Origin of the sequence: Catenulispora acidiphila DSM 44928, assembly GCF_000024025.1 — a bacterium.
Classification (GTDB): Bacteria; Actinomycetota; Actinomycetes; order Streptomycetales; family Catenulisporaceae; genus Catenulispora; species Catenulispora acidiphila.
Genome location: NC_013131.1, coordinates 3,189,567 through 3,203,910, shown reverse-complemented (window position 1 = coordinate 3,203,910; position 14,344 = coordinate 3,189,567). Strand labels below are relative to the sequence as shown.

General features: G+C 68.9%; 10 protein-coding genes. 5 read left to right on the top strand and 5 right to left on the bottom strand.

Annotation, left to right across the window (positions count from 1 at the left end; translation table 11 throughout):
- Positions 1-64 precede the first annotated feature (64 nt).
- Together CACI_RS13895 and CACI_RS13890 are read left to right on the top strand one after the other, a co-directional pair.
- A complete protein-coding gene (locus tag CACI_RS13895; RefSeq protein ID WP_041541713.1) occupies positions 65-901 on the top strand; it encodes an alpha/beta fold hydrolase in 837 nt (278 codons plus the stop codon).
- Complete coding sequence (locus tag CACI_RS13890; RefSeq protein WP_012786994.1) at positions 894-1,469, top strand: TetR/AcrR family transcriptional regulator; 576 nt, start codon at positions 894-896, stop codon at positions 1,467-1,469. Before CACI_RS13895 ends, CACI_RS13890 begins: the two co-directional genes overlap by 8 nt.
- Positions 1,470-1,747: 278 nt before the next feature.
- Here the strand turns inward: CACI_RS13890 and CACI_RS13885 are convergent, their stop codons facing one another.
- From CACI_RS13885 to CACI_RS13865, 5 genes are all read right to left on the bottom strand, one after another.
- Positions 1,748-3,709, bottom strand: a complete 1,962-nt coding sequence (locus tag CACI_RS13885) for an ABC transporter ATP-binding protein (RefSeq protein ID WP_012786993.1) — start codon at positions 3,707-3,709, stop codon at positions 1,748-1,750.
- Between the two features lie 583 nt (positions 3,710-4,292).
- On the bottom strand, positions 4,293-5,285 hold the full coding sequence (locus tag CACI_RS13880; RefSeq protein ID WP_190276757.1) for a phosphotransferase: 993 nt from the start codon (positions 5,283-5,285) through the stop codon (positions 4,293-4,295).
- Positions 5,286-5,381: 96 nt separating this feature from the next.
- Positions 5,382-6,272 (bottom strand): carbohydrate ABC transporter permease, encoded by an 891-nt coding sequence (locus CACI_RS13875; RefSeq protein ID WP_012786991.1) that lies wholly within the window; start codon positions 6,270-6,272, stop codon positions 5,382-5,384.
- Positions 6,273-6,275: 3 nt separating this feature from the next.
- Positions 6,276-7,196: a carbohydrate ABC transporter permease gene (locus CACI_RS13870; protein WP_012786990.1), complete on the bottom strand. Its 921-nt coding sequence runs from the start codon at positions 7,194-7,196 to the stop codon at positions 6,276-6,278.
- Positions 7,196-8,491, bottom strand: coding sequence for an ABC transporter substrate-binding protein (locus CACI_RS13865; RefSeq protein ID WP_012786989.1), 1,296 nt, complete (start codon positions 8,489-8,491; stop codon positions 7,196-7,198). Before CACI_RS13865 ends, CACI_RS13870 begins: the two co-directional genes overlap by 1 nt.
- Before the next feature lie 951 nt (positions 8,492-9,442).
- On the opposite strand from CACI_RS13865, the gene CACI_RS13860 reads away from it, so the two are divergent.
- The 3 genes from CACI_RS13860 to CACI_RS13850 all read left to right on the top strand — a co-directional run bounded on the left by CACI_RS13860 (position 9,443) and on the right by CACI_RS13850 (position 14,252).
- Positions 9,443-10,165, top strand: a complete 723-nt coding sequence (locus CACI_RS13860; protein WP_012786988.1) for a DUF4097 family beta strand repeat-containing protein — start codon at positions 9,443-9,445, stop codon at positions 10,163-10,165.
- Positions 10,166-10,175: 10 nt separating this feature from the next.
- Positions 10,176-11,783 carry an MFS transporter gene (locus CACI_RS13855; protein WP_012786987.1) on the top strand — a complete coding sequence of 536 codons (1,608 nt, stop codon included), beginning with the start codon at positions 10,176-10,178 and terminating at the stop codon, positions 11,781-11,783.
- 120 nt (positions 11,784-11,903) lie between these two features.
- Positions 11,904-14,252 (top strand): tetratricopeptide repeat protein, encoded by a 2,349-nt coding sequence (locus CACI_RS13850; protein WP_012786986.1) that lies wholly within the window; start codon positions 11,904-11,906, stop codon positions 14,250-14,252.
- The last annotated feature ends 92 nt before the right edge of the window (positions 14,253-14,344 follow it).

Sequence of the window (14,344 nt, the reverse complement as noted above, 5' to 3'; positions counted from 1 at the left end):
GACCCCGCTGGCTAACGATGCTAGCTTCAAGCTATTCGCATTAGCCGACCTGATGGAGAGCGCCATGACCGAGCACCTGGACATCGCCGGCAACACCATCGCCTACGACGTGGCCGGGCAGGGACCCCTCGTCGTGTTGGCGCACGGCATCGGCGACAGCCGCCACTCCTACCGGTTCCTCGCCCCGGCCTTGGCCGCGGAGGGCTACCGGGTCGCCAACGTCGACATCCGCGGTTGCGGCGATTCGAGCCTTGGCTGGGATGGCTACAGTCGCACCGACATCGCGGGCGACCTGGTCGCCGTCGTTCGCCATCTCGGCGGGCCCGCCGTGATCATCGGCCAGTCGATCAGCGGAGGCGCTGCGACGATCGCGGCCGCCACCGCCCCGGAGGTGATCGCCGGTATCGTCGAACTGGCGCCGTTCACCCGCGCGCAGTCGTTCGACCTCGGCGGACTGGTGCGGGTCAAGCGCTTCCGAGCCGGTTACACCCAGATGGCGCTGGTCATCATGCGGGGAAAGCTGGGGAACTGGACGAAGTACCTGGACGTGGCACTGCCGACCAAGCCCGCTGACTGGGGCAGTGAATTGGCCCGCATCGAGGCGAAGTTGAGCGAGCCCGGCCGGATGGAGGTGCTGCGGGCCATGTGCAAGACCAGCCCGACCGACGCCGGTGAGCAGCTGGCCGGCGTCAAGTGCCCGGTCCTGATCATCGAGGGCAGTGCCGACCCCGACTGGGCGGATCCCCGTGCCGAGGGCGAGAAGATCATCGCCGACCTGCCGCGGGACCTCGGCGAACTGGCGGTCATCACAGACGCCGGGCACTACCCGCACGTCCAGATGCCCGATCAGGTCCTCGCACTCACCCTGCCGTTCCTGGACCGGACGCTGGCCCATGCCTAGGGCCGGGCTCGCCCCGGCAACCGTCACCGAGGCCGGTGCCGCACTGGCCGACGAGGTCGGGTTCGCCAACCTCAGCATGGCCTTGGTCGCCGAGCGGCTCGGAGTCAGGACCCCCTCGCTCTACAAGCACGTCGCCAGCCAGGCCGACCTCCTCCACCGCATCGGCGTGCAAGCCGCGAACGAGCTCGCCGACACCGTTCGCGACGCGACTCAGGGCCGGGCAGGCGGCGACGCCCTCACCGCCGGCGCGCGGGCGATGCGGAAGTACGTGACGCAGCACCCCGGTCGGTACGCGGCAGGCAACGCAGCCCGCCCGACCGGGCCCGATGACCCGCTCATCGCGGCGGTCGACCGGGTACTGGCCTCGTGGGCGGCCATGCTGCACGGGTACCACATCGATCCGGGCCAGAAGATCCACGCCCTGCGGATGGTGCGCAGCATGCTCCACGGGTTCGCGACGCTGGAGGCCGCCAACGGCTTCCAGATCGACGCCGACGTCGAGGACAGCTTCTCCTGGATGGTCGATTTCATCGACCACGGCCTGCGGTCCTTGGACGGCCCGCGGTGATCCGCCGACGTCGATGACGCGGCCGTTGACAGCCTGCCTCGGCGGTGACGCCCTCCGGGGAACCGCCTCCGCTCCCTTCTCGACGCCCGGATCGCCAACCACGGGTCGATCGGTCATCACCGTGTTCCACAACCCTTCCCGCAAGGAGTCGCGAGGTTCGTGAGACTGGCATGCCGACGTATCTGTCCGAGCGGTCACCGGTCGGCCTCGACATCGATGCACGCCGTCACAGTCTGTCCACCTCGCATCGCTGCCGGTGACGTTCGGGGTGGCGGAGGTCATGCGGCGCTCGTTTCGTCGGTCGGGAGGAACTGCGCGGCCTGCATTTTGAACAGGACGCTGTAGCCGAGGCCTGCGGTCATCAGCTCCTCATGAGTTCCGCTCTCCACGACCTGGCCGTGGTCGAGGACGTAGATGCGGTCGGCTCGCCTGGTGCTGCTCAGCCTGTGCGTGATGAGCAAGACGGTGCGGCCGCCGGCCAGTTCGCGCACCTTCGCGAAGACCTCGGCTTCGGCGGCCGGGTCCAGGGAGGCGGTGGGCTCGTCCATCACCAGGAAGCTGGCGTCCCGGTAGTGCATCCGTCCCAGGGCGATCTTCTGCCACTGGCCTCCGGACAGGTCGACGCCGCCGTACTGGTCGGTGGCCAGCAGGGTGTTCCACCCGGCGGGGTACTTGGAGATCAGCTCGGTGGCGCCGGCGGCCTCGGCGGCGCGGTTCAGCAGCTCGGGGGTGGCGGGTGTCTGGTGGCGGCCGATGGCGATGTTCGCGGCCAGGCTGATGCCCCACCGCGGGAAGTCCTGGCTGAGAATCGCCACGTTTGAGAGCAGCTGGTTGCGGTCGGCTTGGCCGGTGGGGACGCCGTCCCAGAGCACCTCGCCCTGGTCCGGGAGGTACAGCCCGGCGAGCAGTAGCGCCAAGGTGGACTTGCCCGAGCCGTTGGCGCCGACCAGTGCGATGACTTCGCCCTGGGCGATGGTCATGTTCACGTCCCTCAGCGCCGGAGTGGCGGCGCCGGGGTAGGCGAAGGTGAGGTTTTCGGCGGTGATCCGGGCCGGCGCGGCGACGGGAGTCCCGCCGGAGGGGATGGCTTTGTGCTCGGAGTCCTGGAGAGCCTTCTCCCAGTCGGTGAGGTAGAGCCCGTACTGGAACAGGTAGGTGACGTTGCGGACCATGCTACTGATCTGGCCGGTGCCGGTGCGGATGGCGTAGGCCGCGGCACCGGCGGTGGACAACGGCACCATCCCCTTCCAGAACAGTAGGGTCAACAGGCCGTAGATCAGGGCCAGCGATGCGCCGTATCCGGCGTCGGAGAGGACCCCGCCTTTCGCGTCGGCCCTGGACAGCCGGGTCTGCTCCCCCATGTATGAGGTCTGCATCCGGCGGTAGTGCGGCAACAGGAAGTCGCCGGCGCCGTGTCCGCGGATCTCCACGGCGGTCTTCTTGGTGGTGAGGACGTCGACGAGTTGTCGGATCTGCCGGCTCTTGGACAGCCAGGCGTGCCGAGAGGCGTTGCGCCGCTTGACGGACAGCACCGTGGACATGGCTCGGGGCACGACGGCGATCGGGAGCAGGGGCAGCAGCAGCGGATTAAGCACGGTGAGGACGCCGAACGCGGCGGTCAGCGCCATCAGTGCCTCGATGGTGTTGACCACGTAGGTCAGCAGGTCATCGGCCCACGCGGCTCCCCACTGCCCGGCGTCCAGCGAGTCGTGGTACTCGGCGTGCTGGAAGTCCAGCAGCTCCACCCGCACCGAGGACTCCAGCAGCTCGGTCATCGCCAGCGACTCCACCTTCGGGCCGAGCGTGCCTTGTGCACGGGTGGAGGCCGCGGTCAGCACCGAGGTCAATACGCCCGCCAGGCACACCAGCACGATCGCCGGCGCCGCAGCCTTCACCCGCTGCGGTGACGGCCCTTCGGCCAGCAGGGCCCGCAGCACTCCGTTGGTCGCCAACAGCCCGAACGCGGTGCTGGCCCCGAGCGCGAGCTGCGCGCCGATAAGCAGGTACGTGGAGCGGCGATCAGCACGCAGCGACAGCCGCACACACATCCCGATCAACCGCGGCAGAGCCTTCAGCGCGTCCCGGACGTTGGACGTCAGGTAGTTCTCGTAGTGGCGATTGTGCCCCATCTTGTAGCTGATGCCCGAGCCAAACAGCGGGTCGGGCTCCCCGCTCTGCTGCGGGACGGCGGCTCTTGGCTTCCCGCTCTTGGCTGTCTCGGATGTGGTCAGGTTCGTCACGTCACTCCGATCCACGCGCTTAGACGTTCGACATCTGATTCAACGTCCAGTCGCGGCGGCCGAGGGTGCGGTCTCGAGGATCGGCTCGAGCGTGACGGTGGCGGAAGCCAGCGCGGCAGGAGCACTCCGATCTCTCTTCGCAGACAAGGGTTCGCACCCAAAGACGCGCGGCCCGGAGAGAACGGAAAGGCGACCCCGCTCAGGCCCCACCTCAGCGCTCGTCGTCGTGTTCATACCCACCGCCGGCAGCCCAAGGCATCCTCGGGCAGGAGTCACTTCACCGCGGGCCTGGCCGCCGCCGCGATCGACGGCTCGACCGCCCGCACGGTGGCGCGCGTCTGCCGGGCGGATCAGGGCCGGGCCGGCTGGTGGGGGTGGAGGAAGCCGCACATGCCGACGGTGTCTCGGCGGGGCGGATGCGGTTGACGGCGGCTTGCGCGAGATGCGCTGTGTCCTGGCGACCTAGAGCGTCGATGTGTTCCAGGGCCGAGGCGACGGTAGCCAGCCCTTACGTCGCCGCGACCGCTCACAGCCGCGAAACGGCCTGCCGCCTGCATTGTGGGCGCGGACGCCACTCAGGCTGTTACCGCATGGTCGTGTCAGCCCACTGAGCCAGGAGTTCCGCCAGTGGCGTGATGCGTTCGAGGCTCTCGGCTGCCGCGTCGTCCTCGTCGGAGGATTGCCCGCCGGTGGTACCGCTGGCCGCGGAGGCGATGGCCAGAGCGGCGAGCCAGCTGTACTTGGCGGCGCCGCAGGTGGCGATCGCGGTGCGGATCTCGTTCGCGGAGCTGTGGCTGCCGGCGTCGGATAGGCCCGCGATGTATCCGTCGCTGATCGCCTCGGCGATGTCCGGTAGCTGCGCGATGTCCATCAGGCCGTCTGTCACGCTGTCGATGATCAGGTTGGATGGATCCTCGCCGATGGCTCCTTCGCCGACGAAGGCCCAGTCGATCAATACGGAGGTACCGGTGGTGTCCTCGATGAGGTTGGCGGGCCACAGGTCCAGGTGGCACAGCGTGCGCGGGAACGCCTCTGCCGCAGCCAGTACCGACGCGCGCGACTCCCACAGGCGGCGTAGCGAGAGCCGTGTCTTCGTCGGCCACACTTGGGCGATCGAGGTGTCCCAGTCGGTGTCGTCGATGAGGACCTTGCTGTGCGGGCCGCCGCTGACATACTGCGCCAGCCAGCGTCGGGACAGCCAGGGCAGTTCATCTGGCGGCGGGACACGCTCGACCCAGCGTGCCTGACCGGCCGCGAGCTCGTACGCGAATCGGCCAAGGCGCTCGGTGGACAGGTCGAAGCCGGAGTGCCCTTCGACATCCTCAAGCCAGAGCTCGATCGAACCATCCGCCCGGGCGTCGACGGCTATCACGCTTGGCGCGCGAATACCCGCGTCCGCGAACGCGGAGTTGGCGAAGCCGGACTCATACGCCGCAACCTCGCGCCGCCAGAAGTTGAAGTGGTCGGGTGCCTCGCTCGTCGGCCAGGCGGACGTACCGGCTCCGGAGTCCACCGCCGGTGGCCGCAGGATCTTAAGGATCTGGCTTTCTCCGTGCCCGTCCCTTCCCTTACGCACCCGAAAGATCCCGCCCGACGCAGCGTTCTCCGTGTTGTGTGGCAAGGGAATGCGCTTTTGAGCATCAGCTCCTGAGACCTGCATGCCGAGCCGGGCCTATTTGACCGCGCCGACGGTGACGCCGCGTGTCAGTGTGCGTTGGAAGATCAGGAAGAAGACCACCGCCGGTACGATTCCGAGCAGCCCGGAGGCGGCCTGCATGGTCACGTCCACGATGTGCTCGCCCTGCGCCACGCCGAGGGCCACCGGCACCGTCTGGTTCTCGTTGGACACGAGGAGGATCAGCGGGAGCAGGAACTCGTTCCAGGTCCAGATGAAGAAGAACGTCATCAGGACCACCAGGGTGGGCCGGCTGACCGGGACCACGACCTGCCACAACAAGCGCCACTTGCCGGCGCCGTCCATGCGGGCGGCCTCCAGGATCTCCCGGGGGAAGGCGCTGAGGACCGAGGAGAGCAGGTAGGTACCGAACGCGCTCTGGATGACGGTGAACACGATGATCACCGTGAGCTTGCTGTCGTACATGTTCGTCTGCTTCGCCAGCCAGTACAGGGGATAGACCAGGCCCTCCTGCGGCAGCAGGTTGGCGATCAGGAAGGCCAGCAGGATCCAGGTCCGTCCTCTGACGCGGCCGATGCCGAGCGCGAAGGCGTTGAGTACCGACAGGAGCACCGCGCACAGGGCGACACAGCCGCTGATCAGGACACTGTTCATCAGTACATGGCCGAAGTCGACCAGGTTCCAGAACGTCTTGACGTTCCCGAAGTCGATGCCGTGCGGCAGCGCTAGCGGGCCGTGCGCGGCGTAGTCGGACTTCGACTTCACCGCGTTCATCACGACGATCGCGAACGGGGCGATCATGAACACGGCGAGCAGGATGAAGCCGGCCAGGACCGCGTGGCCGCCGCGCCGCCTGCGCGCCCCGGTCGGCGCCGGAGGCCGCGGCGCCGGGCGGTCGTCGATCGGGTCGGCGGTGGAAGTCGCCATGCCTCAGCGCTCCTGGTCCTGGTGGCGGTTCTGCACGATGATGAAGGCCGTCGTCACGGTCAGGGTGAGCAGGGTCAGGACGGTGGCGATCGCCGCGCCGTAGCCAACCTGGGTCTTCTCGAAGAAGTTCTGGTAGGAGTAGTAGGACGGGATGTCGGTGGAGATGCCGGGCCCGCCGCGGGTGAGCACATAGATCGGCGCGAAGGCCTTGAGCGCGGCGATGGTGCACATCAGCAGCACGACATAGATCTCCGGCCTGATCTGCGGGACGACGACGTGCCAGAACCGGCGCCACCAGCCGGCTCCGTCGAGTTCGGCGGCCTCGTTCAGCGCCGGGTCGGTGCGTTGCAGCCCGGCCATGAACACGACCACCGGGAAGCCGAGCTGGATCCAGACCAGGATCGCCATCACGGTGTAGAGCGCGGTGTGCGGGTCCCCGAGCCAGTCGTGCCCGAGCGAGCCCAGGCCGATGTCGCGCAACGCGGAGTTGAGCACGCCGTCGCCGGGCGCGAGGATCCAACCCCACACGACGCCCATCACCGCCAACGGCATCACCTGCGGGAGGTAGACGCAGGCCCGCAGGACGCTCGCGGTGCGCGGGCCGAAACGCTTTCCGATGTAGTCGAACAGCGCGGTGGCGACGACCAGGCCGAGCGCCGTCGGGATCAAGGCCATCGCGATGACGATGGCGACGTTGTGCTCGAAGGCGGCCCAAAACGTCCGGTCGTGCCACAGCCGCTGGTAGTTGCCCAAGCCGATCCAGTGCAGCGGCCCGACGCCCTGCCATTTGGTGAAGCTCAGGCCGACGTTCATGACGAACGGCACCGCGATCACGGCCGTGAACAGCACCGCGGCCGGTATCAGGAAGAACGGGTAGCCCCGGTCGGGGTTGCGGCGCCGACCGGGGACAAGGGGAAGCGCCATTACTGCGACAGGCCTTGGTTGTAAGCGCTCTGCAGACCGCTCAAGACCGAGTCAGGACTCTTGCCGTTCATGAGGTCCTGGGTCGCGGCGGTGAGGTTGTCGTAGAACCCTGGTACCGGCCAGTCCGGGTAATACGCCAGGCCGTTGGAGGCTTGCAGGGTCTGGAAGTTCTGAACGAGCTCTTTGGCCTTCGGATCGGTGATGTCCGAGGCGTTGGCCGCGACCGGGACCGCCCCCTTGTTGGCCAGCAGGGCCTGGATGTCCGGCTGGAGCGTGATGTCGATGAAGTCCTCGGCGAGGGCGGCGTTCTTGGAGTTCTTCGGGATCACCCACAGGTTGCCGCCGGAGCCGGGGACCAGCTTGTTGCCGGGCCACAGGAACGTGTCCCAGGCGAAGCCCTTGATCTCGGACTCGAAGGTGCCGTACCACCAACTGCCGGAGACCATCATCGGGCTCTTGCCGGATTCGAAGGCGTTGCCCATGTCGGTGGCCTTCTGGCTCACCGAGTCCTTGGCGATGTAGCCCTTCTTGACCCAGTCGGCCAGCGTGGTCGCGGCGCCGGTCCAAGCCGCGTCCTTGAAGTCCGCCTTGCCGGCGATCTGGTACTGGTTGACCCAGTTCTGGTCGGCCTTGGACAGGGCGAGGTTGTACAGGTACTGCTGCGCCGGGTACTCCGCGCCCGCGCTGGCCAGCGGCGTGACGCCGGCCTTGACGAAGGTGTCCATGGCGGCGGTGAACTCCGCGAACGTGGTGGGCACCTTGACGCCGTACTTGGCGAACATGTCCTTGTTGTAATAGACCATGCCGTACTCGCCGTAGTCCGGGATGCCGTACCACGGGCCGGAGCCCATGACCCCGTTCGTGTACCGGGAGGTCGCGGCGATGTTGCCGGTGATCTTCTTGTCCCACCCGTACTGGGCGACCGCCCCGGACAGGTCGGTGAGCAGTCCCTGTTTGGCCAGCAGCCCCGCGGTCGCGTCGCCCTTGTTGTACTCCAAGATGTCCGGGGCGTCGGAGGAGTTCAGCACCATCGGCGCCGTCTTCTCCAACTGCTCGAAGGTCTTCTGCTCGAACCGCACCGTCACGCCGGGGTGCTTCTGCTCGAACTCCTTGATCGCCTGGTTCCACGCGACACCCATCGCGCTGTCGGCGGCCTCGTAGTGCCAGAGCTTGAGCACCTTCGACGACGAACCCGACGCGGTCGACTTGCCGCACCCGGCCACACCCAACGACACGGCGGCGAGCGCGGCCGATATCGCGACCGCCCTCCGCCGACTGCTGCGCGATAGGAACATCGGACACCCTCCAGATCGAGAATCCCGCTCTTGATCGAAGCGCTTCGATGCCGCTTGCCGACCAGGTGTCGAAAACGCATCGCGCGCCAGCCCTAGGGCATGCCTAGGGACGAGAGCAGCCACACTCACCGAGCCTGTCTGCTCACGCAGCGACCGCCCCACAGAACGGGCGGCAAGGAAACCGCCTTCTCCGCACTCTGTGTCGCGCTATGGGGCGCGAGGATCGTCGAAGCGCTTCAATACGTCGAAATGGTAGAGGGTTGCGATGCGCGGAACAACACTTCGAGGAAACTTTCTGCGACGGACCCCGCCAGGATCAGATGAACGCCGCCGTGCACCGAAAGCGCTGATCGACGTCAGGAGTTCGGGCGGGGGCAGCCGGGGCAGCCGTTGTCGACCGAGGTGTTGGTTGCCGGCGCACAACAGCCTTGGCACGGCCGCGATCACTCACTCGTCGGCAGAGGCTCTGAACCGATCGGGCCGCGCCGGCGACAGCCTTTCGTCAACGCGTTGTGGGCGCCCTGCCGGGACCTTGGCCGTCGGCGGCGAGTTCGCCGGAACGCATCGACCAGCTCGTCTTCGGCGATACGGACCGCGGTGGTAGATAGCGATATGCGGTCACGGGCGGAGTCTAGATCCACAGCCTGACAGCGGTTCCGGGGGTTGAAGTGTCCCGCTGGTACCGCTCATGGTCGCGCCCGATTCGCGTGGTGCATGAGGCGCCGAATGGTCCCCCATGTGAACGCCACTGATATGTCTGTAGCGGTTTGAGGTGGCCCGTTGTTCGATCGCTCCGGCAGGTGTGGGCTGCTGCGCCCCAGTTGGGGCAATTACGGGGCACCGTGCCGCATCGGTGAACGGGCTGGTGAGTATAGGTGTCGCGGGCGGTCGGCTGCCCCGTGCCCCGCTCCGGCCCTGTGCGGCGATGACGGGTAATCCGACCATGGCCGCATGAACGCACCAGAGACCGTTCCGGTCGCCTTGCCCTTCTGTGTCGTCCTCGACATTTCTGTGGGCAGCATTCGTCTCATCGCCGCCGACCGCTTCGATGCCGAGGTGGAGGTCCGGCCCGGTGATGCCGCCGAGAGCCGCGATGTGAGGGCGGCTCAGCGGGTCCTGATCAGTAACGGCGGCGGTGTCCTGCGGGTCGATGGCGAGCCTGCCGGGCACCGTGTCCTCGGCATCGATCCTGGATCGGTCGCGGTGACCGTCTGGCTGCCGCTGGGCTCCCGTGTCGAGGCCAAGGCCGCGGTTGCCGACTTCCGCGGTATCGGATCGCTTGGCGATGTCACCTATGAAGGCGCGGTTGGTTCCGTGCAGCTTGAGGAAATCGCCAGTGGCCGCCTGGCCATGCAGGACGGCGGTATCACCGTCGGCCGCCTGGGCGGTTCGGCCGAGCTCAGTACTCAGCGCGGTGACATCGCCGTCGCCGAGGCCACACGCGGGACCGTCACCCTGCGCACGCAGTCCGGTCAGATCACCGTCGGCGCCGTCGGCGGGGTGTCGGCCACCCTCGACGCCGGGGCGCCCAACGGCCGTATCCACAACTCGCTTCAGAACTCCGCCGGCGCCGAAGCCGAGCTCCGCATCCACGCCACCACCGCCGACGGCGACGTCACCGCCCGCAGCCTGGAACAGCCATCCGCCGCCGTCCCGGCCGACGCCGGGCATTGAGGAGAGCGCCATGATCGACAATGGACTGATATCGCCGACTCCGCCTCGCCGGGCGGGTCGCAAGGAGTGGATCGGGTTGGCGGTGCTGGTTCTTCCGTGCCTGCTGATCTCGATGGACATGTCGGTGTTGTTGTTCGGGCTGCCGTTTATCAGCGCGTCGCTGAAGCCCAGCGCTACACAGCAGCTGTGGATCATGGACGCGTACGGTTTCGCCCTGGCGGGGGTGCTGATCACGATGGGGGCGGTCGGTGACCGGATCGGCCGTCGCCGACTGCTGTTGGCGGGTACCGCGGCCTTCGGCGGGGCGTCGGCCGTCGCCGCCTACGCTGGCAGCGCGGATCTGCTGATCGCCAGCCGGGCGCTGCTCGGCCTGGCCGGCGCCACGCTGATGCCCTCGACGATGGCCCTGATCCGCAACATGTTCCACGACGAGAAGCAGCGCAACAGCGCGATCGGCCTGTGGACCGGGGGAATCGTCGGCGGCGCCACCCTGGGCCCGGTCGTCGGCGGTCTGCTGTTGGACCACTTCTGGTGGGGCTCGGTCTTCCTGATCAACCTGCCGGCCATGGCCCTGCTGCTGGTCCTCGGGCCGATCCTGCTGCCGGAGTTCAAGATGCCGGCCGACGGCCGCCGCTTCGACTATGCCGGCTCGGTGCTGTCCATCGCCGCGGTTCTGCCAACCGTGTACGGGGTCAAGCAGCTCGCGGTCGACGGGTACAGCGCCGGCGCGCTGGCCGCCGTCGCCCTCGGGATCGCCTTGGGCATCGCGTTCCTGATCCGGCAGCGCACCGCCGCCGATCCGCTGATCGACACCGCCTTGTTCGGCACCACGGCCTTCCGCGTACCAGTGCTGGTCAACGCGCTCGGCAACTTCGTCATGATCGGATTCAGCCTCTACAACACGCAGTACCTGCAGTCGGTGGCCGGGATGCGGCCGTTCACCGCGGCGCTGTGGTCGCTGGCCGTGCTCCCGGCCGTCAGCGTCGGCATGGCCGTCACCGGAACGCTGACGACGAGAATCCGCCCGGCGACGCTCATCGGCGGCGGCTTCCTGATCGCCGCCGCCGGGGCGGCCGTCCTGCTGCTGGTCCGCCCCGGCAACCCGGTGGCCGTGCTGCTGATCGGCGCGGGCGCGGTGGCCTGCGGCATGGTCGCGGCCCAGACCATCGCCGGCACCATGGTCATGACCGCCGCCTCGGCCGAACGCGCCGGCTCCGCGTCGGCGCTGAACGAGACCGGCTCCGAACTCGGCAGCGCCCTGGGCATGGCCCTGCTCGGCAGCATCGGCGCCGCCGTCTACCACCACAAGATGAGCGGGCAGACCCCGGCCGGTATACCCGCCGACGCGATCGCCCAGAGCCACCAGACCCTGGGCAGCGCCGTGGCCGTCGCGGACCAGTACCCCGGCCCGGTGAGCCGGCACCTGCTCGGTGCCGCCCGCGACGCCTACACCGTCGGCTTCCACGTCGCCGCCGTCACCGGCGCGGTCCTGCTGACCCTCACCGGCCTGTACGTGATGAGCGTCCTGCGCCACGAGCCGCCGCTGCCGGCCGCTCCCGAGAAGGAGAAGGCGCCCAAGCACGCCGGGCAGCGGAGCGAGGAGCCCATCTCGGTCTGAGCCGACGCGTATCAAAGTCCGAACACATCGAAGCCACCTGAGCCGGCCGCCGGGCCCCGGTCCGGCGGCCGGCGGTATGTACGATCGACGCTGACCAGTCGACAGGGGAGGGACGGCACGGTGAGCCACGACGACCTGGCCGGGAGCCTGCGGAAGATCAAGGCGGAGTCGGGTCGCAGTCTGCGTGCGGTCGAGCAGGCCATCCACGTCAGCAACTCCTCGTTGTCGCGGTACCTGGCCGGTCAGGCGACGCCGTCGTGGAACGTCGTGGTGGCGTTCTGCCGGTTCACCGGGCACGACCCCCGTCCGCTGCGGCCGCTGTGGGAGGCCGCCGAGCGGGAGCGGCGGGCACCCGGCCGGCCTTTCGCCGCCGACAGGCCGGCGGCGGCGAGCCGCGTGCCGCGCAACGACCTGCCGCGGGACGTCGCCGGGTTCACCGCCCGGCGGGCCGAGGTCGAGACCGTGTCCCGGCTGGCGAGGGCCGGACAGGCGGTGGCGATCGACGGTATGGGCGGCGTCGGCAAGACCGCGCTGGCGGTCAAGGTCGCGCACCTGCTGACGCCCGAATTCCCCGACTGCCAGTTGTATGTGGACCTGCACGGTTTCACGCCCGGCCGGGACCCGGTCGAGCCGACGGAGGCACTGCTCGGATTGTTGCGGGCGCTCGGGGTTCCGGGCGGGCGCATCCCCGACGATCTGGCGGGCCGGTCCGCGCAGTGGCGCTCCGAACTGGCCCGGCAGCGCGCGATCGTCATCCTCGACAACGCCGCGGACGCCGACCACGTCCGGGCCCTGTTGCCGGGTGCGGGCCGGAACACCGTGCTGATCACCAGCCGGGTCCGGATGGTCGGGTTGGACGGTGTCCAGCCGCTGTCCCTGGCCCCGCTGGGTCCGGCCGACGCGGCCGATCTGTTCACCGTCGCGCTGGGACCCGGCACGGCTGCCGACCCGGAGACGGTGGCCGAGCTGATGCGGCGGTACGGCGGTTTGCCGCTGTCCATCCGGGTGGCCGCCGCGCGGCTGCGCCACCGGCCGGCGTGGTCGGTCGCCGACCTGCTGGAGAGCCCGCCGCCGTCCGACGAGGCGGGGCTGGGGAAGGTCATCGACGCTTCCCTGGCCCGGCTGGGCGGCGACCAGCGCCAGATGTTCCTGCTGCTCGGCCTGTACCCCGGAACGCTGATCGGCCCGTTCGCCGCCGCGGCGCTGGCCGGACGGCCGGTGACCGAGGCCCGGGCTTTGCTGGACGATCTGGTGGACGCGAACCTGCTGGAAGAACCAGCCGCCCAGCGCTACCGCTTCCACGACCTGATCCGGCAGCGGGCCGCCGAGGCCGCCCGGCGCGAGGAGTCGGCCGAGGGCCGGGACACCGCGCTGGACAGGTTGACCGATTTCTACCTGCACACGGTGACCTGCGGAGTGCGGGCCTTGGACGTCGTCCCCGAGCACGTCTTGCCGGTACGTCACGTTCCGGCCGAGGTCCCCGACATCAGCACCCCGGAACAGGCCATGTCCTGGTATCGCGACGAGGAAGCCACCCTCGTGCGGGTCGTCGAGCAGACCGTGCGCCGAGGCCGCGACGACCTCACCGCCCAGTTCGCGCTGCTGATCGGGGACCTGCTGGGCCGCTATGGCCGATGGGAGCTGTGGCGCTGGATCGCCGACATCGGGGTCCAGGCCGCCGAGCGTCTGGGGAACCTCTCGATTCAGGCCGCGCTCGAATACAGCCGGGGGCTCGCCGCCTACTTCACGGGTCGGCTGGACTCTGCCGCGGCGGACTTCGCAGCCGCTGCCGACATCGCGGCCCGGTCCGGCGCCGTCGGGATGCGGATCATCGCGATCCGCGGAGTGGCCGCCGTCGCCGAGGACCGCGGTGAGTTCACGCGGGCCCTGGACTTGCTCGCGGAGGCTCGTCAGCTGCCGCTGGCCGACCGGTATCCGACCGAGGTCGCCATCGCTGCTGTGCTCACAGCCCACCACTCCCTTCTCGCGCTGGGGCGCGTCGCGGAGGCCGCTGATGTCGCCCGGGACGTGCTGGCCACGGCCCAGGACCCGACGCCGCGCATCACGAGCCTGCGGGTACTGGGCCGTGCCCGCCTGTCCGATGGAGACCTACCGGGAGCGGTGACGTACTTCCAGGAAGCCGAGGCGGCGTGCCGAGACAACCAAGACGCCTCATTCGCGGCCATCTGCCAAGGCGATGTCGCAGAAGCACTGAGCCGGCTCGGCCGCCATGCCGAAGCTCTGGACCGGCATGAGGCGGCATTGGCCTGGGCCACCGATTTCGGCGACGTCTATCGGGAGATCTACCTGCGCGAAGCCTTCGCCCGCAGCTGTCTGGCGGCCGGCGACCCGGACCGTGCCGTGGACCAGTTCCGGCAGGCGCTCGCACTGGCCGAACCGCGCGGCTACCGGCACGTCGCGGGCTTGGCTCGGGACGGACTCGCCCGGGCCCTGGCACCGGTCGGATGACGCGGAACGGTCGCCCGATGACGAGCGCAGGATGCCCGGCGCCGGATACCGGGAACAACGCGGTGATCGCAGTCGCGCGGTGACCACGAACC